The organism is Desulfuromonas thiophila (genome assembly GCF_900101955.1).
GTDB classification, from domain to species: Bacteria; Desulfobacterota; Desulfuromonadia; order Desulfuromonadales; family Desulfuromonadaceae; genus Pseudodesulfuromonas; species Pseudodesulfuromonas thiophila.
Genome location: NZ_FNAQ01000001.1, coordinates 79,703 through 100,684, shown reverse-complemented (window position 1 = coordinate 100,684; position 20,982 = coordinate 79,703). Strand labels below are relative to the sequence as shown.

The 20,982-nt window shown below is 65.5% G+C and carries 14 protein-coding genes and 1 tRNA gene; 7 read left to right on the top strand and 8 right to left on the bottom strand.

The features are described 5' to 3' along the window. Positions 1-39: 39 nt before the first annotated feature. The 3 genes from BLR80_RS00430 to BLR80_RS00420 form a co-directional block, all read right to left on the bottom strand. The gene (locus BLR80_RS00430; RefSeq protein WP_092075246.1) at positions 40-780 is read right to left on the bottom strand and encodes a Crp/Fnr family transcriptional regulator; all 741 of its coding nucleotides are present in this window, start codon (positions 778-780) and stop codon (positions 40-42) included. 165 nt (positions 781-945) lie between these two features. Continuing rightward, complete coding sequence (locus tag BLR80_RS00425) at positions 946-1,815, bottom strand: CHAD domain-containing protein (protein WP_171906253.1); 870 nt, start codon at positions 1,813-1,815, stop codon at positions 946-948. Positions 1,816-1,849: 34 nt separating this feature from the next. Beyond that, positions 1,850-2,359 (bottom strand): SixA phosphatase family protein, encoded by a 510-nt coding sequence (locus tag BLR80_RS00420; RefSeq protein WP_092075244.1) that lies wholly within the window; start codon positions 2,357-2,359, stop codon positions 1,850-1,852. 163 nt (positions 2,360-2,522) lie between these two features. On the opposite strand from BLR80_RS00420, the gene BLR80_RS00415 reads away from it, so the two are divergent. The 4 genes from BLR80_RS00415 to BLR80_RS00400 are packed head-to-tail and all read left to right on the top strand — an operon-like array spanning position 2,523 to position 7,180. Further along, positions 2,523-3,950: an efflux transporter outer membrane subunit gene (locus tag BLR80_RS00415; RefSeq protein WP_092075243.1), complete on the top strand. Its 1,428-nt coding sequence runs from the start codon at positions 2,523-2,525 to the stop codon at positions 3,948-3,950. Further along, the gene (locus BLR80_RS00410; protein ID WP_092075242.1) at positions 3,943-5,229 is read left to right on the top strand and encodes an efflux RND transporter periplasmic adaptor subunit; all 1,287 of its coding nucleotides are present in this window, start codon (positions 3,943-3,945) and stop codon (positions 5,227-5,229) included. The genes BLR80_RS00415 and BLR80_RS00410 overlap by 8 nt, the downstream gene beginning before the upstream one ends. Next, on the top strand, positions 5,226-5,975 hold the full coding sequence (locus tag BLR80_RS00405; protein WP_092075241.1) for an ABC transporter ATP-binding protein: 750 nt from the start codon (positions 5,226-5,228) through the stop codon (positions 5,973-5,975). Before BLR80_RS00410 ends, BLR80_RS00405 begins: the two co-directional genes overlap by 4 nt. Continuing rightward, entirely contained in the window at positions 5,975-7,180 is a 1,206-nt protein-coding gene (locus BLR80_RS00400; protein ID WP_092075240.1) for an ABC transporter permease, read from the top strand. The genes BLR80_RS00405 and BLR80_RS00400 overlap by 1 nt, the downstream gene beginning before the upstream one ends. Positions 7,181-7,198: 18 nt before the next feature. Here the strand turns inward: BLR80_RS00400 and BLR80_RS00395 are convergent, their stop codons facing one another. Continuing rightward, complete coding sequence (locus BLR80_RS00395) at positions 7,199-9,826, bottom strand: cation-translocating P-type ATPase (protein WP_092075239.1); 2,628 nt, start codon at positions 9,824-9,826, stop codon at positions 7,199-7,201. A 190-nt stretch (positions 9,827-10,016) separates the two neighbouring features. Between BLR80_RS00395 and BLR80_RS00390 the strand changes: the two genes are divergently transcribed. Together BLR80_RS00390 and BLR80_RS00385 are read left to right on the top strand one after the other, a co-directional pair. Continuing rightward, a complete protein-coding gene (locus BLR80_RS00390) occupies positions 10,017-10,853 on the top strand; it encodes a universal stress protein (protein ID WP_092075238.1) in 837 nt (278 codons plus the stop codon). Further along, positions 10,850-13,525, top strand: coding sequence for a cation-translocating P-type ATPase (locus BLR80_RS00385; protein ID WP_092075237.1), 2,676 nt, complete (start codon positions 10,850-10,852; stop codon positions 13,523-13,525). Before BLR80_RS00390 ends, BLR80_RS00385 begins: the two co-directional genes overlap by 4 nt. Positions 13,526-13,782: 257 nt before the next feature. Here the strand turns inward: BLR80_RS00385 and BLR80_RS00380 are convergent, their stop codons facing one another. Next, entirely contained in the window at positions 13,783-14,760 is a 978-nt protein-coding gene (locus BLR80_RS00380; protein ID WP_092075236.1) for a radical SAM protein, read from the bottom strand. A 186-nt stretch (positions 14,761-14,946) separates the two neighbouring features. Between BLR80_RS00380 and BLR80_RS00375 the strand changes: the two genes are divergently transcribed. After that, positions 14,947-16,953: a putative bifunctional diguanylate cyclase/phosphodiesterase gene (locus tag BLR80_RS00375; RefSeq protein WP_092075235.1), complete on the top strand. Its 2,007-nt coding sequence runs from the start codon at positions 14,947-14,949 to the stop codon at positions 16,951-16,953. A 123-nt stretch (positions 16,954-17,076) separates the two neighbouring features. On the opposite strand, the gene BLR80_RS00370 is transcribed toward BLR80_RS00375, so the two are convergent. From BLR80_RS00370 to dnaG, 3 genes are all read right to left on the bottom strand, one after another. After that, a tRNA-Met gene (locus BLR80_RS00370) sits at positions 17,077-17,153 on the bottom strand. A gap of 71 nt (positions 17,154-17,224) precedes the next feature. Further along, positions 17,225-18,985: an RNA polymerase sigma factor RpoD gene (rpoD, locus tag BLR80_RS00365; protein WP_092075234.1), complete on the bottom strand. Its 1,761-nt coding sequence runs from the start codon at positions 18,983-18,985 to the stop codon at positions 17,225-17,227. A 38-nt stretch (positions 18,986-19,023) separates the two neighbouring features. Then, complete coding sequence (gene dnaG / locus BLR80_RS00360) at positions 19,024-20,928, bottom strand: DNA primase (RefSeq protein WP_092075233.1); 1,905 nt, start codon at positions 20,926-20,928, stop codon at positions 19,024-19,026. Between the last annotated feature and the right edge of the window lie 54 nt (positions 20,929-20,982).

Below are 20,982 nucleotides of genomic sequence, written 5' to 3'. Positions count from 1 at the left end.
TCAACAGCCTGCTGGACGATCCGCGCCCGCCGGCGCGCCTCAGCTGTCCGGCAGGCTCATCCCCTGGCCGGCTTCAGCCCCGGTACCGACCAGCAGCCGCAGACCCAGTTCGCGCAGAATCCGTACCTGGCCGCGCTGACACTGGATGATCTGCTGGCGCTGCAAGCGGTGCAGACAGCGCGACAGGGTTTCGCGCGCCAGGCCCAGTTCGGCAGCCGTCAGACTCAAAGGCTTCAGATCCAGCTGGGCGTCGTCGGGTTGCGGCCGGCACGCCTGACGGCGGTACAGCAGATAGGCCGCCACCCGGTTTTCCGCCCTGCAGCAGCACAGCAGGGTTCGCATCTGCCGTTCCTGCTCCACCTGCCAGGCCATCTGATGCAGAAGACGTTCCCCCAGGCTGCTGTCCGTCCGCATCAGAGCCTGAAAATCGCGCAAAGCCCAGCTCAGCAGCTGAGCCGGGCTGGTGTTGACGGCATAGCCCAACGGACCGCTGCCGCTGAAGGCCGCTGCCAGACAGAAAAAATCGCCGGGGCCATAGCGGCTCACCAGCACCTCCTCGCCGTCTGGCGTCTGGCGCAGTAGATGAAATGAACCGCTGACGACAAAAAAGATCCGCTGGCGCATTTCCTCGCCATCAATACATTGCTGGCGCAGCGGCAACAACCGCCGCCGCGCCCGCACACCCAGCTGCTGCACCAGGGTGGTATCCGCCTGGGCCAGCAGCGGCGTGGCATCAAGCAGTCTGCGCGCCCGTTGACTGAAGCGTTGTTCCGCCGTCATGGCTGTCTTCCTCCGACCTGAACAATAAAAAAAGGCGCAACCGGAGCCTGTGCAGGTTCCTGGTCACGCCTTCACTTCCAGCGCCACTCTTGGCACTGGCCGTAAAACGTTCCGCCTATTTGATTTTGACTTTTACTATCATATTGATGCCACTGCCGGCAAGGATTATTTTGCCGGGCCCTGATCGTTGTGCCCCAGCAGACCTTCCCGCAACTGGCAGGCCTGCTGCAACAGCTGCTCCCGCACGGCGGTCAGTACGGCCTGCTGCCGCTGCGTCCAGACCGGCTGGGCGGCCAGCCCGGCCAGATGATGGCCATGGCTTTCGGCATCCTGCAGTTGCCCCAGCAGATCCTGCAGCTGCCTGAGCCGTTCAATGCGGCGCCGGTTCTGGCGCGGCAGCCGCACCTCGGCGAACAGCTCCAGCAGATAGCGCAAGCGTTTGCCGGCGATGCGGGCGCGGTGAAAATCGGCAGCCGGGCTGGCAGCAGTCAACTGCCGCCGCGCCCGTTTGAGGCGGCGTTTCTGCTGACGGAACACGCGCCGCAGCGGTTTTTTCAGGGGCCGGTCGGCCCGCTCATTGGGATCGAGGGAATCGGCCAGCAGCTCAAGGGGTGCCGGCAGGGTCGCCAATTGGCGGCGAAAGCTCTGCAGGGCAACATCGCGCTGGGCCTGCAGATTCAGCCGGACCCCGCCAGCAGCAGGCTGCAACTCGGCGGGCAGGCGTTCCGACCAGCCGGCCCAGTCGTGCAACAGCACATCGATCTCCCGCAGACCGTTGCTCATCTGGGCTGTTTGCGCCAGCTGGCGCGCCAGCAGGGCAGCGACGGGTCCCAGCTGACGGCGAAACAGGCGCAGCAACGAACGCGCCTTGCGCAGTGCCACGCGGTACTGGTGCAGCGCCTCGGGATCATCGCCGGTCAGGATGGCGTGGCGCTGCCGATCGGCCTGCCGGAGCAGGACGCGCACCAGCAACGGCAGGGCAAAGGCGAGGCTGTGCTTCTTTTTCAGGCCGAACGGGGCGGGGGATGGACTCATGGCAACCTCCGAAGGGAAAATCGCGCTGGGCGGCTCAGGCACGCGCGACGGTGACAGGGTTTTTGGGAAAATCATAGGCTTGCAGTTGGCCACAGCCTGGCGCCAATGCGCTCCAGAGCGGCACGGCCAGCCGCAGATGCAGCAGGGCGCAGGTCGGCAGGTGCTCCGGCGCAGCGGGGCACAACCACTGCCCCAGCTGCTCCAGAGCGGGATTGTGGCCAATCAGGGCCACGCCCTGCCAGTGGCCATCCAGCTGCTGTAGAATTTCCAGCAAGACTTCGGGCCCGGTGGCATAGAGCCGGGCATCAAACCACAGTCTGGCCGGCGGCAGTTGCAGGGCGGCGGCAAAGGCCACGGCCGTCTGGCGGGCACGACAGGCCGGGCTGCTCAGCAACAGTTCAGGCCGCTCAGGCCAGCGCGCCAGCCGGGCGGCCATGGCGGGGGCGGCACGCTGACCACGCGCGTTCAGCGGCCGGTCGAAATCGGCCTGGTGCGGCTGGCTCCAGTCGGATTTGGCGTGGCGAATCAGATACAAGGCTTTCATAATAGCCTCCGGGCTGACGGCTTTTCTCCGGCATCAGCGGAGTCAGCCCCTATCTTGACAAATCTTTACCCGTCAGCAAGGGGCCTTTTGCTATGCTTACGGGAATGATGGCGTCGCAAATAACGACAGGCTGTTCGCCGGCCTGTCCTGCCAAAGGACGTGCATGAAACGCTGCCGGATGTTCTCCACCTTTACCACCGCCGGCCTGGCCCTGCTGCTGGCCGGCTGTCTGCGGGTCGGGCCGGATTACCATCCGCTCCCGCCTGAAGCTCCGCCCCACTGGCAGGCGCCGGCACTGACAGCCGCTGTGCCGGCGACACTGCAGCACTGGTGGCGCGCGTTCGAGGATCCGCGCCTGAATCAGCTGATCGCCCTGGCACTGCAGCACAATACCGACCTGCGGCTGGCCGAGGCGCGGCTGCGGCAGGCCCGCAGCCAGCGATTGCAACAGCAGGCCCAGCGCCAACCGGGACTGGATGGCAGCGCCGGCTACAGTCGCAACTGGGCCAGTCCGTACAACGGTGGCGGCAGCAGCAGCCTTTATCAGGCCGGCCTTGACGCCAGCTGGGAACTGGATCTGTTCGGCGGCCTGCAACGCGCGGTGGAGGCCGCCGATGCCGCCGTCGGCGCGCAGCAGGCCGAGCTGGCGGATGTGCAGGTCTCGCTGCTGGCCGAGGTAGCGCTCAACTATCTGGATCTGTGCGCCAGCGCTGAACAGCACGAGCTGCTGCGGCAGGAAATCGCCACCCGCAGCACGCTGTTGACATTGACCCGCTACCGCGAGCAGAGCGGTCAGGTCACGGCCCTCGAAACCACCCAGGCCCGCCAGAGTCTGGCCCAGCTGCAAGCCCAGCTGCCCGCCATCGAATACCAGCGCCACCGTGCCGGCAATGCCCTGGCCACCCTGCTCGCCAGCCCCGCCGCCGAGTTGGAGAAGCTGCTGGCCGACGCCGCCAGCCTGCCGCCGAACCGGCCGGCGCTGGCCATCGGACTGCCCGCCGAGGTGCTGCGGCGCCGCCCCGACATCCGCCAGGCCGAACGGCAACTGGCACAGCAAAGCGCCCAGGTGGGGGTTGCCGCCGCCGAACTCTATCCCCGCCTGAGTCTGCCCGCCACCCTCGGCCTGGTGGCTCCCCGTTTAAGCCAGCTGTTGCGCTCTGACCGCGCCAGCGCCTCGCTGTCACCCCAGCTGCGCTGGAGCCTGCTGGCCGGCGGCCGTCTGCGGGCCCAGCTGGCCGAACAGCAGATCCTGCTGGAGCAACAGCTCCTCCACTACCGCGGTCAGGTGCTCAACGCCGTCGAAGAAACCGAAAACGCGCTGCAGACCGTCAGCGCCAGTGACCGTCAACAGCAGCACCTGGCAGCAGCCCTGGCCGCCGCCCGAGCGGTGGAACAACTGCGCCAGCAGCAGTACCATGCCGGGCTGAGCGATTTTGAAACCGTGCTCGACAGCCGCCAGAGCCGCCTGAGCCTGCAACAGCAATATCTCACCAGCCGGCAGGAGCAGCTCCGCGCCCTGGTGCAACTGTACAAGGCCGCCGGCGGCGGCTGGAATCCAGCGACAGAAAGGACAACCGACAACCATGGCTGAGCAGCCGTCCTCCCCGACCGATCTGGCCACCGCTCTGGCCCAGCACGCCCGCCGCCGGTCCCTGTGGCGCCGGCCGCTGACACTGCTGGTCTCTCTGATCATCCTGCTGACGCTGGCTCTGACGCTAAGCCGGCAGCAATCGTCCGATCCGGCACTATCGTTTGAAACGGCAGCGGTGGAGCGTGGCGCACTGCAGGTCACCGTCACGGCGACCGGCACCCTGGAACCCACCAATCAGGTCGATGTCGGCAGCGAACTGTCGGGCATCGTCGAGCAGGTTCTGGTCGATGACAACGACCGGGTTCAGGTCGGCCAGGAGCTGGCGCGGCTCGACACCTCACGCCTGCAGGCACGGCGACGCCAGGCCACGGCCAGCCTGGCGGTGGCTGAAGCCACGCTGCAGCAACGCCAGGCCAGCCGCAATGAAGCGGAGCTGTCCTACCGGCGGCTGCAGCGCCTGCAGCGTGACAGCGCTGGCCTGCTCCCCGCCCGGCAGGATCTCGAAAACGCCGAGGCCAGTCTGCTGCGCGCCCGCGCCGAACAGGCCAGCGCCCAAGCCGGCATCGAGCAGGCGCGGGCGAGTCTGGACGAGATTCAGACCGATCTGACCAAATCCGTCATTCTCTCGCCCATCAATGGCGTGGTGCTGCAGCGCAGCGTGGAACCGGGCCAGACCGTTGCCGCTTCGCTGCAGGCGCCGGTGCTGTTCACCCTGGCGGAGGATCTGCGTGAGATGGAACTGCGCATCGACATCGACGAGGCCGATGTCGGGCAGGTACAAGCCGGCCAGAGCGCCCGGTTCAGCGTGGATGCCTATCCGCAGCGGGTTTTTCCGGCCCGCATCGAGCGGGTGCGCTACGGTGCTGACAGCACCGAGGGCGTGGTGACCTACAAGGCGGTGCTGACCGTGGACAACAGCGCGTTGCTGCTGCGGCCCGGCATGACGGCCACCGCCGAGGTCATTGTCGCCCAGGCAGAAAATGTCCTGACCGTGCCCAATGCCGCCCTGCGCTTCCAGCCGCCCCAGCCCGACAGCGCCAGCAACAGCAAACGCGGCAGCCTGATCGGCAATCTGATGCCGCGACCACCGCGTTCGGGACAAAAAAAGGCCGCCGATCCCGCTGGCGGCGAAACCAACCGGATCTGGCAGCTGCGCGATGGTCGACCGGCAGCGCTGGTGATCCGTCCCGGCCTGAGCGATGGTCAGCGGACAGAAGTCCGCGACAGCAGCCTGCGTGAAGGGCAGGCCGTTCTGGTCGGGGTACGGCAGCAGCCATGAGCGCCTCTGCCTCCGCCAACACAGCGCCGCCAGCCACCGCCCCGGCAACAGCGCCGCTGATCGCCCTGCAGTCGGTCACCCGCGTTTACGGCACCGGACAGGCCTCCATGCAGGCCCTGCGCGGCATCGACCTGGACATCGCCGCCGGCGAGTTTGTCGCCGTCATGGGGCCCAGCGGTTCCGGCAAATCGACCTGCATGAACATTCTCGGCTGTCTCGATACCCCGAGCAGCGGCCAGTACCGGTTCGAGGGGGTCGCCGTCGGCAGCCTCTCACGCGACCAGCGCGCCCTGCTGCGCCGCACCCGCCTGGGCTTTGTCTTTCAGGGCTTCAACCTGCTCGGCCGGACCACGGCGCTGGAGAATGTCGAACTGCCGCTGATCTACCGTGGCCTGCCAGCGCGCCAACGCCGTGCCCTGGCCCTGCAGGCACTGGATACGGTTGGCCTGGCGCCCTGGGCCAACCACAGCCCGGCGGAGCTGTCCGGCGGCCAGCAACAACGCGTCGCCATCGCCCGTGCCCTGGTCACCGACCCCCGTCTGCTGCTGGCCGATGAACCCACCGGCAACCTGGATTCAGCCCGCAGCCTGGAGATCATGGAGCTGCTGGCCCGTCTCAACAGCGAACGCGGCATCACGGTGGTGATGGTGACCCACGAACCGGACATGGCCCGTTTCGCCCGCCGCTGCATTCATTTTCGCGATGGGCTGGTGGCGCAGGACGGCCCTGCCGGGGAGATGGCCTGATGCTGTGGAATGCCCTGATTCTGGCCTTGCGTGAAATCCGCCGCAACCTGCTGCGTTCGTTTCTGACCATGCTCGGCATCGTCATCGGCGTGGCAGCGGTCATTGTCATGGTCACCCTCGGCAGCGGCGCCACCGCCCAGGTGACCGAGCAGATCGCCAGCCTGGGCAGCAATCTGCTGATGGCGCGACCGGGCCAGCGCATGGGGCCGGGCACCAGTTCGAGCGCGCCACCGTTCAAGCTGGCCGACGCCCAGGCCATCGCGCGGGAAATCCCGGCCGTCGCTGCCGTAGCGCCATCCCTCGGCCGCGCCAGCATTGCCGTGTTCGGCAACAAAAACTGGTCAACTCAGGTGCAGGGCAGCCTCAACAGCTTCTTCCAGGTCCGCAATCACAGCCTGGCCAGCGGCCGCCTGTTCAGCGACAGCGAACAACGCTTCGGCAAAGCCGTTTGCGTCTTGGGCGAAACCGTGCGCCGGGAACTGTTCGGTAGCCAGAATCCCGTGGGCAGCACCATCCGCCTGGGCAGCATCGCCTGCGAAGTGGTGGGCCTGCTGGCGGCCAAGGGCCAGTCCAGCATGGGCAGTGATCAGGACGATCTGGTGGTACTGCCCCTGCGCACGCTACAGCGGCGCCTGGCGGGTACCAGCGACATCAGCCTGATTCAGGTGTCCGTCCGCGATGGCATCGCCACCGAAACGGTCAAAAGCCGGCTTGAGGAGCTGTTGCGCCAGCGGCGCCACATCGGCCCGGCCGAAAGCGACGATTTTCAGGTCATGGACATGAAGGAAATCACCACCATGCTCACCGGCACCACCCGCATCCTCACCTCGCTGCTCGGCGCCGTGGCCGCTGTCAGTCTGCTGGTCGGCGGCATCGGCATCATGAACATCATGCTGGTGTCGGTGACCGAGCGCACCCGCGAGATCGGTATCCGGCTGGCCATCGGCGCCTTCGAGCGCGAGGTGCTGCTGCAGTTTCTGGTCGAGGCGGTCGTGCTGTCGTCTCTTGGCGGTCTCCTCGGCATTGTGCTGGCGCTGCTGGCATCCCTGAGTCTGGCGGCGTTGTTGCAGATTCCCTTTATCTTCAACGGCGGCATCATGCTGCTGGCCTTTGCCTTCTCGGCCGCCGTCGGTGTGCTGTTCGGCTTCATGCCGGCGCGCAAGGCCGCCCGTCTTGACCCCATCGATGCCCTGCGTCACGAGTAGGCCGGCCGCTTGGCCACATCAGATCGCCGGCCGCCGCCGCTTGATGAACTTTTCGATTTCCACCGCCACGAACACCACCGACGACAGGGCCAGGGCGATAGCCAGTTCCACCGCGGTCAGCGGCTCGGTCTTGAACACCGGGTTGAGGGCCGGTACATAAATGGTCGCCATCTGCAGAACAAAGGTCAACACAAACGCCCCCACCAGGGGCTTGTTGCCCAGCAGACCCTGCTGGAACAGCGACTGCCGCTGCGAGCGGATGGCCAGCACATGGCCCATCTGGCTCAGGCACAACACGGTGAACACCAGCGTCTGCCAGTGATCACAGCCGGCCCGCAGACAGCCAGCCTGGGTCAGCAGGGTCACCGCCCCCATCAGCAGGCCAACCCACAGAATATGGCCGCCCAGGCCACGGGCAAAGACGCTTTCACCGGGCGGACGTGGCGGCCGCGCCATCAGGCCCGGCTCGGCCGGTTCCGCCGCCAGCGCCAGCCCCGGCAGACCGTCGGTCACCAGGTTGATCCACAGAATATGAATGGGCAGCAGCGGAATGGGCAGGCCGAGGAAGGGCGCCAGGAACAGGGTCCAGATCTCGCCGGAATTGCTGGTCATGGTGTACTGGATGAACTTACGGATGTTGTCATAAACGCGGCGGCCTTCCTTCACCGCCTTGACAATGGTGGCGAAGTTGTCGTCCAGCAGCACCATGTCGGCCGATTCCTTGGACACATCGGTGCCGGTGATGCCCATGGCGATGCCAATATCGGCGGCCTTGAGCGCCGGCGCGTCGTTGACACCATCGCCGGTCATGGCAACAAACTGGCCCTGCCGCTGCAGCGCCTTGACAATGCGCAGCTTCTGCTGCGGCGCCACGCGGGCGTAAACCCGCACCCGCTCCACCCGGCTCTCCAGCTCTTCATCCGTCAGCGTCGCCAGTTCGCGGCCACTGAGCACGGCCCCCGCGCGGTCAGCCGTCTCCGCCGCGGCCAGCAGCCCCAGCCGGCGGGCGATACTGACCGCCGTCAGGGGGTGATCGCCGGTAATCATGATGGGCTCGATGCCAGCACTCTGACACAGCCGCACCGCCTCGCGGGCTTCTTCGCGCGGCGGGTCCAGCAACCCGACCAGCCCCAGCAGACCCAACCCGGTTTCGACGGTTTCCGCCGTCAGCGGCTCGGGCAGCTCCGTCCACCAGCGCAGGGCCAGCGCCAGGGTGCGCAGGCCCTCGCCCGACAGCCGGGCGTTGACCTGCTCGGCCCGCGCCCGATCCAGCGGCGCACCATCCGCCAGCTGAACCGACCGTTCCAGCAGCAGATCACTGGCCCCCTTGGTGTAGGAAACCAGCCGGCCATCCGGACTGCGGTGAATGGTGGTCATGCACTTGCGTTCAGCATCGAAGGGCAGCTCCGCCACCCGTGGCCAGTCCGCCAGCAGCGCTGTCTTGTCAAAGCCCCGCGCCTTGGCCGCAGCGACCAGGGCAATTTCCGTCGGGTCGCCCAGCCACTGACCGGCGCCATCCTCGCGAGCATCGTTGCTCAGGGCCAATGCCCGCAGCAAATCGGCCTGGGTAACGGGATCAAGCTGTTGCGGCCGACTCAGCCGGCCTGCGCTATAAACCTGCTCCAGCTGCATCCGGTTGAGGGTCAGGGTGCCGGTTTTATCCGAGCAGATCCGCGTAACCGAACCCAGGGTTTCCACCGCCGGCAGTTTGCGGATCAGGGCGTTCTGGCCCACCAGCTTGCGTGCTCCCAAGGCCAGGCTGATGGTCACCACCGCCGGCAGGGCCTCCGGAATGGCCGCCACCGCCAGCGAAATGGCGGTCAGCAGCATCAGCAGCGGCTCTTCTCCGCGCAGCAGACCGACAGCGAACACCACCGCGCAAACCGCCAGTACCGCCAAGGCCAGCTTTTTGCCAAAGACCGTCAGCCGTTTCTGCAGCGGGGTTCTGACCTCCTGTTGCCGCTGCAGCAGATCGGCAATGGCCCCCAGCTCCGTCGCCATCCCGGTGGCCGTCACCAGCCCGCGCCCGCGCCCGGTGCTGACGCTGGTGCCCTTGAAGGCTAGATTGGCCCGATCACCCAGGGGCAGCTGGGCATCCTCCAGCGCGCTGCTGTGCTTGTCGACCGCCACCGATTCGCCCGTCAGCGCCGCCTCGGCCACCCGCAGCCGCGCCGCCTCGATCAGGCGCAGATCCGCCGGCACGATCTGGCCCGCCTCCAGCAGCACCAGGTCGCCCGGCACCAGCTCCGCTGCCGGCAACTGGCGCGCCTGACCATCACGCACCACCAGCGCCTGCTGCGCCGCCAGTTGGCGCAGCAGCGCCATGGCCTTTTCCGCCCGATACTCCTGCACAAAACCAATCACGGCGTTGAGCACCACAATCACCACGATGGCGAGAGTGTCCGACGCTTCGCCAATCAGCCCGGCGATCAGCGCCGCCGCCAGCAGCACCAGAATCATGAAATCGCGGAATTGGTCGAGAAACATCTGCGCCGGGGAGCGCTGTTTTTTTTCCGTCAGCGCGTTGGGGCCATGCTGCTTAAGACGTCGTTCCACCTCGGTCGCCGACAAGCCGGCTTCCAGATCGGCCTGCAAATGGCTGGCGGCTTCCTCCACCGTCAAACGATGCCAATGATGCTTTTTCATGCGCCCCCCCCCAGTCTGACTGACAATTGCCGCGAATGGCCCTTCTGACCTGTCACAGCCTAGCCGTTTGCGCCGGCTGTGCAAGCCTGCCGCAGCGGCCGGGGTACGACCAGTCGCGCCCTGCGGTGGTATACTGGACGCCGGCAACACCGCGTTGGCGACTTTTTCACCCCCTGGCGGGAGCGACGCCATGATTCTTCTGGCACACGATGGTTCGATCTATGGCGACTGGCTCGCCCGCTATGCCCTGCACTTCGCTGCCGCTGAAGAGGACCGCCAGCTGCTGGCGCTGCATGTCAGGGATGGCCGCATCCCGGCCGAACGGCTGGCCAGCCGCTGGCAGCGGCTGGAACAGGAGGGGGCCGCAGCGGCAGTATCATGCCGGCTGGAAGTGCTCCGTCTGCGTCACGGGGTGGCGCACAGCCTGCTGCAGGCCGTGCCATCCGGCCCGCCCCGGCTACTGCTGTGCGGCACCCGCTTCAGACCACGCCAGCAGGGTTTTCTGACCGGCAGCGTTGCCGAAACACTGCTGCGCAATAGCCAGGGCCCGGTTCTGGCGCTGCGCATCGTTCAGCCGGGATTGCTCGGCAGCCCGCAAAGCCTGCTGCTGCCCCTGACGCCACCCCACTGCAGCCTGAGCCCGCTCGAGCCCCTCATCCGCCATCTGCTGCCGCAACTCGGCGTTCTCCACCTGTTTCAGGCTGTAACGGTCAACCGGCTGCGCCATGTCTGTCTGAGCGCGACCCTGGAAGACGAGCTCCGCCACAAAGGACACCACCAGCTGGCCAGCATCCGTGAAAAACTCGAAACAACCTTTGCCCCGCTGCCACTGCGCTGCGACCAGCGGGTTACACTCACCAGCGACTGGGCACAGGAGGTTCTGCTGCAGGCCCATCGACTAAAAAGCCAACTGCTGCTGCTGGGTCTGCCAAGGCGTGCGTTGATCCGCCGGGTTCTGCAGCGCCGGGCTCTTGAAACCATCCTGCGCCACACGCCCTGCGATGTCGGAATCTACCCTGAGCCATGAACCGACGCGTCCAGATTCAGCATCTTGTAACCGACCAGGTATTCAGCAGCCTGGGCAGCCGCCCAACAGGCCTGACGGCGGCTGAAGCCCTTGAGCGCCTGCGCGAAGTGGGCCGCAATACCGTTGAAGTCCGTGACCGCTGGCGACTGGGCCGCAGCCTGCTGCGCCAGTTCACCAACTTCTTCACCCTGCTGCTGCTCGCCGCCGCGCTTCTCTGCGGTATTGCCGAATACCTCCAGCCGGGCCAGGGTATGCGCCTGCTGGGCCAGGCGCTGGCCGGAGTCGCCCTGCTCAACGCCCTGTTCAGCTTCGGCCAGGAATACCGCGCCGAAAAAGCCATGCAAGCCCTGCGGGAATTTCTGCCCGCCAAGGTCGAGGTCCGGCGCGACAATCGCATCCACAGCCTGCTGGCCGAGCAGCTGGTTCCGGGTGATCTACTGCTGTTGCAGGAAGGAGATCGCGTCCCGGCCGATGTCCGGCTGGTGCGGGTCGAGGGGCTGGTGGTCAACAACGCGCCGCTGACCGGGGAGGCCAACCCTCTGGCCCTCACGGCCGCGCCGGTCGACAGCCCCCTGAACGAGAGCCGCAATCTGGCCTTCGCCGGCTGTCTGGTCCTGCGCGGCAACGGCGAAGCCGTGGTATTCGCCACCGGTTCACGGACGGAATTCGGCAAGCTGGCCTACCTGTCCCAGGCCGTTCGCCGGGAAATCGCACCGCTGGAGCGACAGACAGCCCATATGGTGCGGATTTTGACCCGCATCGCCCTGGGCCTGGGCCTGACGTTCTTTCTTTACGGCATCTTCAGCGGGTTGCCGCTGTGGGGCAATCTGATCTTCGCCGTTGGTATCATTGTCGCCAATGTGCCCGAAGGCCTGCTACCCACCTTCACCCTGGCCCTGGCCATGGGCAGCCTGCGCATGGCGCGTAAAAACGTGCTGGTCACCAGCCTCAATGCCGTCGAGGCGCTGGGTGCCACCCAGGTCATCTGTACCGATAAAACCGGCACCCTGACCCAGAACCGTCTGGCCATCGCCCGCCTGTGCGGTCCCCTCGCCACCACCGCGCTGGCTGACCACGACCAGCGCGCCCGCCTGCTGCACTGGGCCCTGTGCGCCAGCGACATCCAGCAGGTGGATCAGCACGACCGGGGCGATCCGGTTGATATCGCCATCGCCCAGCAGGCGCGGGCGGAGAATCTGTCTCTTGCCAGCGATTGGTCCGACCGCAAATTCTTTCCCTTTGATGTCGAAAAGAAACGCTCGGCCGGCTGCGACCGCATCGCCGGGCAGGCGACCTTCGCCGTCAAAGGCGCCTGGGAGAGCATCCGACCGCTGCTGCGCCATCTGGACCAGGGCAGCCCCGATGATCCGCCCGTGACTGAAGAACAGCTCCGGCAGGCCGACGCCGTCATGCGCCAGCTGGCCGACAGTGGCTATCGGGTGCTGGCCGTGGCCGGACGGTCCTTGCCGGCGGCGCCGACGGCAGAAACCACCCAGGACACCCTGGAACAGGATCTCTGCCTCGGCGGCTTTCTGGCCCTCGAAGACCCGCTGCGACCTGAGGTGCCAGCGGCGCTGAACCGCTGCCGCGAAGCCGGCATCCGGGTGATTCTGATCACCGGAGATCACCCCGCCACAGCCCTGGCCATCGCCAGAAGCTGCGGCATCGTGCCGCCCGACACGTCCGACGAAGAGATCCTGACCGGCCAGCAGCTGGAACAGCTCTCCACCACCGAACTGGAGGACGTCCTACAGCGGGGCGTGCGCATCTTTGCCCGCACCAGTCCGGGGCAGAAGATGAAAATCGTCCTGGCTCTGAAAAATCAGGACCAGGTGGTGGCCATGACCGGCGATGGCGTTAACGACGCGCCGGCGCTCAAGGCCGCCGATATCGGCATCGCCATGGGTCTGAGCGGCACCGATGTCGCCCGCGCCTCGGCCCAGATCATTCTGCTGGATGACAACTTCGCCTCCATCGTCGCCGGCATTGAAGAAGGCCGCACGGTCTTCCACAACATGCGCAAGTTCACCAACTATGTGCTGGTCAGCAACGGGCCGGAAATCCTGCCCTATCTGCTTTATATCCTGCTGCCGGTTCCGCTGGCCCTGAGCGTCATCCAGATTCTCGTCATTGATTTGGGCACCGACATTCTGCCCTCCATGGCCCTGGGGCAGGAACCGCCAGACCCGGAAATCATGCAGCAACCACCCCGCGGCCGGGATTTCCAGCTGCTCAGCCCCGCACTGGTGGTTCACAGCTATCTGTTCCTCGGTCTGCTCGAAGCCGTCTGGTCGCTGGGTCTGTTCTTTTACGTTCTTCACACCGGCGGCTGGCAGTTCGGCCAGGAACTGGCCGCTACCGATCCGCTTTACCGTTCCGCCACAGGCATCACTCTGGCCACCATCCTGCTGATGCAGATCGGCAATCTGGTTGGTCGCCGCTTCGACCGGCGTTCAGGCCTGGATCGCGGCCTTGTCCGCAATCGTCTGATGCTGCTCGGCATTCTGGTGCAGATCCTTTTTTCCTGGGCGCTGCTCTATGTCCCCGCACTGCAGCGGCTGCTCGGCACCGGTCCGGTGGCCTGGCCGATCTATCTGCTGGCCTGGCTGGGCATTCCCCTGATTTTCGGCGCCGACGGGCTGCGCAAGTGGCTAAGCAGCGCACGGGCCTGACTGGCGAACCGTCATTGCCGGCTGGGATCGCCCAAAGAGGTGTTTAACCGCTCGTGAATGCCGTCATCCCTCAGAGCGATTGGCGTGAAACATCGGTGGCCCCGTGGTGAAAAGACGTTCCCTCCGCTGACCTGTCCCGGTAACCGCCGTGCGGCCCTTAACCCCTCCCCGGCTCTCCCCTGGTCAGGGGCGGGATGGCCGCCGGCACCTTTGTCTGACAGCGCAACCGGGTTCCTGTTCAGCCGCAGCGGATTGCGCTAGCGGCCGGCGGCGCTGGCCTGATAGAAGGTCTGTCCGGCGCGCTGACAGCTGTGCAGCACGCCGGTGGCCAGCAGGGGATCAAGCAGCTTGATGACCTGCTGCGGTGCCAGGCCAAGGCCACGGGCGATGTCGGCACAGGTGCAGGGCCGCCGCTGCAGCAGGGCCAGCACGGAGAGACTGGCGGCACTGGCGGCCGAGCTGTCCGGGCTGGAAACAGGGGCGGCGGCCGGCGCGGTCAGAATATCGACAGGAGCCGTAAACAGGGACGCCAGGGCCTGCAGCTGCGCCGGCGACAGCGGCCGGGCAGCGGCGTCGGCCGTGGGCCGCACGGCGCTGTTGAGCTGCACCCGGTCGGGGCGGATACGCTCGACCCAGGCGGCGATGGGCGCGACACGTTCGGGCGTATCGCTGAGCCCGTCAAGCAGCAGCACCTCCAGCCACAGGGCACCGCGATACTGGCGCCGAAAGGCGATGAGTCCTTCCGCCATGCGCTCGAAATCGATGGCGCCACAGGGCCGGTTGACCTGCTCAAACAGGGTCGCGTCGCCGGCATCGAGAGAGGGCAGCACCAGGTCGGCCACCAGCAGCTCCTCACGCACATCGGCGCGCCACAGCAGCGAGCCGTTGGTGATAACCGCCAGCGGCAGCCGGGTCAGCGCCTTGATCTGGCGTAGCAGCCAGCCCAAGCCGCTATTAAGGGTCGGCTCGCCGGAACCGGCCAGACTGATGTAGTCGCAGCACAGTCCCTGCTCCAGCCGCTGGCGCAGCTGTGCCAGCACGGCGGCGGCATCGACATATTCCCGCCGCTCGGCGGTAAGCTCGCTGGTGTGGCCCAGCTGACAATAAATGCAGTCGTAGGAACAGACCTTGTACGGCACCAGATCAACCCCGAGCGAGCGTCCCAGCCGGCGCGACGGCACCGGGCCGTAGAGCCGGACAGGGGTTTGGTCAGCACCTTGCTGTGATACGTTCATGATACCCTCCGTGAATCGATTACCCCTGCCCTGCCCGACGGCCCCTCTGCGCCTGTAGCGGGCTGACACTTTTTCCCCTTTTTTGAAAAAGAATTTCAGCTTGTTAGAGCTGCCAAAGGTTTAGCGGTTTACAGCAGCGCGAAATCTTTCTAGCATGAATTTTTTCTTCACAAGGAGATTAAATTTATGTCTCGGTCCGTCAGCCCAAATGCCTTGGCGCCACCACGCTACGATCTGCGCCAGATCAACCGCATCCGCTGGCTGCTGGTGCTGTTGCTGCTGGCCTGTGGTCTGGCCTTTTCGCTGCTGCTGGTGCGCGCTCCGGCCACCACCTTCAGTCTGGCGCAGCAGCTGGCGCTGGCGGCCAGCCTGATTGCCATTCTGCTGGCGGCCGCTCTCATCTGCCGTGTTTCGCGCCGCTCGCTCAGCCACCAGTCCGGTGAAATCAACCGCCAGCAACAGCGGCTGCGCCAGTTCATGGACAACGCCTGCGACCTGATCATCGCCTTCGACGACGACCAGCGCATCCACTATCTCAACCAGATCGGCCGCCAGCGTCTCGGACTGGCGGCCGATGAGCCGCTGCCGGCCGCGATGGAGGCCCTGCTGGCTCCGTCGCAGCAGCAGCTGTGGCACAACCGTACCTGCCTGCTGGGTGTGGCGGCCCCTTTTGAACCGACCGTCTTGCTGCTGCGCGACCGGCAGGGCGGCGAGATCCAGGTCGACTGCCGCATCAGCAGCGACCGTTCCGGCCAACCACAGCTGCACTGGCTGGTTGGCCGCGACCTGTCGGAAAAGATCGCTGCCGATCAGCAGTTGCACTACCTGGCCAACCACGACCGTCTGACGGGCCTGCGCAACCGCCACAGCTTCACCGAGGCAGCCAGCCAGGCGGCGCGGCTGGCGCAACGTTACCACCAACAGCTGGCACTGGCGCTGTTTTCCATCGACCATCTGAAAATCATCAACGAAACCCTGGGCAACGAAAACGGCGATGAGCTGCTGGAAGCCTTCAGCAAACGGCTGCACCAGTCGGTGCGGGAAACCGATCTGGTCGGCCGGCTGGCCGGCAACCAGTTCGTCGTGCTGTTTCTGCAGGTGGATGGACCGCTGGCCGTCGAACAGGTGCTGGAGAAAATCCGCCGCATAATCGCCGCACCACTGCCGATCGCCGGCCAGGAACTGTTCATTACCACCAGCATTGGCCTGAGTCTGTTTCCGCAACACGCCAGCTGCGTCGATGCGCTGATTAAAACCGCCGGGGATGCCCTGTACAGCGTCAAGACCCGCGGCGGTAACGGTTTCCAGTTCTATTCGCCGCAGCTGGGCAGCGAAATCAAAAACCGCCTGGCCATGATCAATGGCCTGCATCAGGCCCTTGACCGCAATGAATTGCAACTGCGTTTTCAGCCCAAGGTACGCCTGGACACCGGCGGCTTCGACTCGGTGGAGGTGCTGCTGCGGTGGCAGCATCCCGAACTGGGCCAAGTGCCGCCGGGCGATTTCATTCCCATGGCCGAGGAGTCCGGCGTCATTGGTGACCTGACCCTGTGGGTGCTGCGCCAGGCCTGCCAGCAATGCCTCGCCTGGCTGCAACAGGGCCTGCCGCCGGTGCGCATGGCGGTCAATGTCTCGGGCCACCAGTTGCAGAACCGTGAATTGCTGCTGCAGCTCAAAACCCTGCTGAGCGAAACCGGCCTGGCGCCGGAGCTGCTGGAAATCGAAATCACCGAATCCATTCTGATGCAGAATCCCGAGGCTGCCCGCACCCTGCTGGGCGAGATTCGCGAGCTGGGCATTCATCTGGCCATCGACGATTTCGGCACCGGCTTTTCCTCCCTGGCCTATCTCAAGCGCTTCCCGGTTCACTCGCTGAAAATCGACCGCGCTTTCATCAAGGACCTCGAACAAAGCGAACGCTGCGCCAGCCTGACCGCCGCCATTCTCGCCATGGGCAGAAGCCTGCAACTCAATCTGATTGCCGAAGGGGTCGAAACCCTGGGACAGCTGGCCTTTCTGCGCGAACACCTGTGCGACGAGGCGCAGGGCTTTCTCTACAGCACCCCCGTCAGCGCCGGGGAAATCGCCCAGATGCTCAGCAACCTGCAGAACCGCAGGACAGCCTTCGAGGTGGCGCAGGCCGCTCCTCGGATAAACACCGATCTGCGCCAGGCGGCACCGCAGACACCCTAACAAGAGGTTGAAAACGTCCCATCCGGGGCTTTTTCAACGACGCAAGCCGAAAATGCGATTTCCGTCTTGCACACAAAAAAGCCGCCTGATGCATAGGCATCAGGCGGCTTTTTCTCTGTATGATGGTTGCGGGGGGAGGATTTGAACCTCCGACCTTCGGGTTATGAGCCCGACGAGCTACCAGACTGCTCCACCCCGCGTCAGTTGCTGTAAAGGGTGTTATTTATATCGCACCAAAACTCAGAGGTCAAGCCTTTTTTAGCGGGCGGCCTCAGGGCGTATCGACAAAGCTGCGCAGACGCTTGGCCCGGCTGGGGTGGCGCAGCTTGCGCAGCGCCTTGGCCTCGATCTGGCGGATACGCTCGCGGGTGACGTTGAAATCCTGGCCGACCTCTTCGAGGGTGTGGTCCGATTTCTCGCCAATACCGAAGCGCATGCGCAATACCTTTTCCTCGCGCGGGCTGAGGGTCGAGAGAACCTCGGCGGTCTGATCGGACAGGTTGCTCTTGATGACGGCCTCCAGCGGTGACACGGCGCCCTTGTCCTCGATGAAATCGCCGAGGGAGGAATCCTCCTCCTCACCGATGGGGGTTTCGAGACTGATGGGCTCCTTGGCAATCTTGAGCACCCGGCGCACCTTCTCCAGCGGCAGCTCCATGCGCTCGGCAATCTCCTCCGGTGTCGGCTCGCGCCCCAACTCCTGCACCAGCTGGCGGCTGGTGCGGATCAGCTTGTTGATGGTTTCAATCATGTGCACCGGGATGCGGATGGTGCGGGCCTGGTCGGCAATGGCGCGGGTGATGGCCTGACGAATCCACCAGGTGGCGTAGGTGGAGAACTTGTAGCCGCGCTGGTATTCAAATTTGTCGACCGCCTTCATCAGGCCGATGTTGCCCTCCTGAATCAGATCGAGAAACTGCAGGCCGCGATTGGTGTACTTCTTGGCGATGGACACCACCAGCCGCAGATTGGCCTCGACCAGCTCGGTCTTGGCCGAGCGGGCCTTCCACTCGCCACGATGCACCTCCTTGAGCGCCTCGACCAGATCCTCGGCGCCAAAACCGCTTTCATCCTCAACCTTCTTGAAGCGGCGCTGGGCACCCTTGAGGCGTTTTTCAATGACCAGCAGTTCCTCGACGCCTTTGCCCAAAGCGGCGGAAACCTCAGCCGCCTCGTCGTCGCCCTTGTGCAGCCGGCGCAGCTGGCGGCGGATCTCCTTGTGATCACAACCGAGTTTCTTTTCGCAGCTGGCCACTTCCTTAAGGCCCTTCTTGACCTGCTCGGCCAGCTCCTTGAGCCGCTCGGTGATGTTGGCCACCACGGCATCCTTCAGCCGCAGCTGGCGCATCAGATCCTGCAGCTCGGAACGCAGGCCATCGATCTGCGGCTGCAGCTCTTTTTTGCCGGCGGCGTTGGCCTCCTGCCGCGCGTCCAGCAGCGCGTCGAGCTGCTGTTTCTTGTCGCACAGGCTTTGCAGCAGGCTCTGCACCCGCTCGCGGGTGCTTTCCGCGTCCTCCGGGCTGCCATCCTCGTCACAGTCGCGGCTGATATCCTGCAGCCCGATCTCGTCGCGCTGCAGCTGCTCAGCCAGCCGCACCACCTCCTGCAGGGCGATGGGCGTCCGCAGCACCACGCGGGTGATGAGATGTTCCCCCTCCTCGATGCGTTTGGCAATTTCGACCTCGCCCTCGCGTGTCAGCAGCGCCACCTGTCCCATTTCGCGCAGATACATCCGTACCGGATCACTGGTCCGGCCGATGACACCAGCTTCCAGCGGATTGCCGCTGTCGTCCTGCTCTTCCTCCTCGTCGCTGTCCTCGACATCGGCATCGTTGAGCAGAATCTCCTTGGGCTCGGCGTCGATGATTTCGATGTCCATCTCGCCGAACATGGTCATGACATCTTCGAGCTGGGCCGAGGCGATCATCTCATCGGGCAGGGCGTCATTGACCTCGTCGTAGGTCAGATAGCCTTTTTCCTTGCCGGCTTCGATGAGTTGCTGAAATTCTTCTTCTTTGGTCTTTTTCGCCATAGTCTGTCATCTCCCGTCGAGCGGCCCTGTGCCGCTCTTTATTCTGACATGCCGTTGCGATTTTTCAGCTGCCGATTGATTTCGGTCAGCTCCTGCAGACAGGCCATCTGTTGCGCGCTGTCACCCCGGGCTTCGGCCTCGCGCATCTGCGCGTGCAGCGCACTGCGGCGCTGCTTCAACTGGCCCTGACGCACCGCTTGGCGACAGTCGGCAAAACTCTTCTCCACATCCTCGTGCAGCGGCGCGCCGTCCGCCAGCAACTGGCGACACCAGGGGCGCAGTTCCTCACCGCTGCCAAGCTGTTCGAGCAGGGATCGGGCATCCTCCCCCTGCTGTCCGGCCTGAATCAGCGCCGCAGCCAGCTGGCGCGCCGGCGGCGCGGCAAACAGCTGGTCGATCCCTTCCTGCAGCACCGCCCCGGCCAGGTTTTTTTCCTGCAGCAGCAGGCGCAGCAACCACAGCTGGATCTTGTCCGGCACCGGCACCGGCGCCGGCGCTGGCAGCGCCGCCAGCGGCGGCAAATCCTCCGGCGGTTCCGGCGGCAGAGCGGCGGCCGCCAGCCAGGGAGGCTCCTCGTCCGGTGGGGGTGGGGGCGGCGACGGGGTGCTGCCGGCGGGCCGCTCCGTGCGCGCTGGCGTGACCGCTGCGGGTGCCGGCGCCTCCAGCTGCTGCTGCAGCAGCTCAAGCGGCAAGCCACTGCGTTGCGCCAATGCCTGCAGATGCAGGGCACGTTCGATAGCACCCGGCACGGCCCGGATCAACGTCAGCAGCCCCTCGATGGCACGGGACTGCGCCTCGGCCGAAGAAGCCGCGCTCAGTTGCCGCTCCATTTCGGCATCCAGAGCCGACTGGGCCTGCGCCAATCGTTGTTCGAAGGCTGCGGCGCCCTCGCGCTGGACACAGGAATCGGGGTCATCGCCGGCCGGCAGGCGCAGGCTCTGCACCTGCAAACCGGTCGCCAGCAGCTGCGGCAGGGCGCGCAGACCGGCTTTCTGGCCGGCGGCATCCTGATCGAACAGCAACAGCACACGGTCGACATAGCGCCGCAACAGGCGGGCGTGTTCCTCCGTCAAGGCCGTGCCGCAGGTGGCCACTACCGCTTCGATGCCGGCCTGGGAAAGGGCCAGCACATCGAAATAGCCCTCCACCACCACCACCCGCCGTTCGCGCCGCATGGCCGCCTTGGCCTGACAGAGGCCATAGAGGGTCTGGCTCTTGCGGTACAGCGGCGATTCGGGCGAGTTGATGTATTTGGGCAGCTCATTGTCCAGCCGCCGGCCGCCAAAGGCCAGCGGCTGTCCGGCCAGATCGCCAATCGGAAACAGCAGCCGGGCACGGAACAGATCGTAATCCCCCCGCCCTTCCCGCCCCGGCCGGATCAGGCCCAGTTCGCGGGCCAGAGCCAGATCGGCGCCGGCAGCGGTCAGCGCCCGCACCAGACCGTCCCAGGCCGGCCCGGCATAGCCCAGGCCAAAACGCTCGATCACCGGCGGCTTGAAACCGCGCCGCGCAAGGTAGTCGCGTGCCGCCGCGCCCTGTGCCGGATCGGCCAGCTGCTGGCGGTAATGGCGTGCCGCCAGTTCCAGCAGATCACGCCGCCGCTGGCGCAGCAGCTGTTCCTGGCGCTGGCGCGGCGAGGGCTGGTCGGTTTCGATGGCGATACCGACTCGCGCCGCCAGCCGCCGCACCGCCTCGGGAAAGCTCAGCCCCTCCATGCGCATCAGAAAACTGAACACGTTGCCACCGGCATCGCAGCCAAAGCAGTGGAAGATCTGCCGGCTGCCGTTGACGTTGAATGACGGCGTCTTTTCCTGATGAAACGGACACAGCCCCAGATGGTTGTCGCCCGAATGCTTAAGCTGGACGTATTCCCCCACCAACTCGACAATGTCGGTCTGCTCACGGATCTGTTCGATCAGATGCTCGGGGATACGGCCAGTCATATGATCCTTTGGCGCCCGCCTTCGCGCCTACCAGCAAAGGGCAGCGGTGCAAAA

Coding starts and splice junctions, on each gene's coding strand:
- dnaG (WP_092075233.1), bottom strand. CDS start 20,928: ATGACTGGCCGTATCCCCGAGCATCTGATCGAACAGATCCGTGAGCAG.
- BLR80_RS00385 (WP_092075237.1), top strand. CDS start 10,850: ATGAACCGACGCGTCCAGATTCAGCATCTTGTAACCGACCAGGTATTC.
- BLR80_RS00430 (WP_092075246.1), bottom strand. CDS start 780: ATGACGGCGGAACAACGCTTCAGTCAACGGGCGCGCAGACTGCTTGAT.
- rpoD (WP_092075234.1), bottom strand. CDS start 18,985: ATGGCGAAAAAGACCAAAGAAGAAGAATTTCAGCAACTCATCGAAGCC.
- BLR80_RS00415 (WP_092075243.1), top strand. CDS start 2,523: ATGAAACGCTGCCGGATGTTCTCCACCTTTACCACCGCCGGCCTGGCC.
- BLR80_RS00390 (WP_092075238.1), top strand. CDS start 10,017: ATGATTCTTCTGGCACACGATGGTTCGATCTATGGCGACTGGCTCGCC.
- BLR80_RS00420 (WP_092075244.1), bottom strand. CDS start 2,359: ATGAAAGCCTTGTATCTGATTCGCCACGCCAAATCCGACTGGAGCCAG.
- BLR80_RS00425 (WP_171906253.1), bottom strand. CDS start 1,815: ATGAGTCCATCCCCCGCCCCGTTCGGCCTGAAAAAGAAGCACAGCCTC.
- BLR80_RS00405 (WP_092075241.1), top strand. CDS start 5,226: ATGAGCGCCTCTGCCTCCGCCAACACAGCGCCGCCAGCCACCGCCCCG.
- BLR80_RS00395 (WP_092075239.1), bottom strand. CDS start 9,826: ATGAAAAAGCATCATTGGCATCGTTTGACGGTGGAGGAAGCCGCCAGC.
- BLR80_RS00400 (WP_092075240.1), top strand. CDS start 5,975: ATGCTGTGGAATGCCCTGATTCTGGCCTTGCGTGAAATCCGCCGCAAC.
- BLR80_RS00380 (WP_092075236.1), bottom strand. CDS start 14,760: ATGAACGTATCACAGCAAGGTGCTGACCAAACCCCTGTCCGGCTCTAC.
- BLR80_RS00410 (WP_092075242.1), top strand. CDS start 3,943: ATGGCTGAGCAGCCGTCCTCCCCGACCGATCTGGCCACCGCTCTGGCC.
- BLR80_RS00375 (WP_092075235.1), top strand. CDS start 14,947: ATGTCTCGGTCCGTCAGCCCAAATGCCTTGGCGCCACCACGCTACGAT.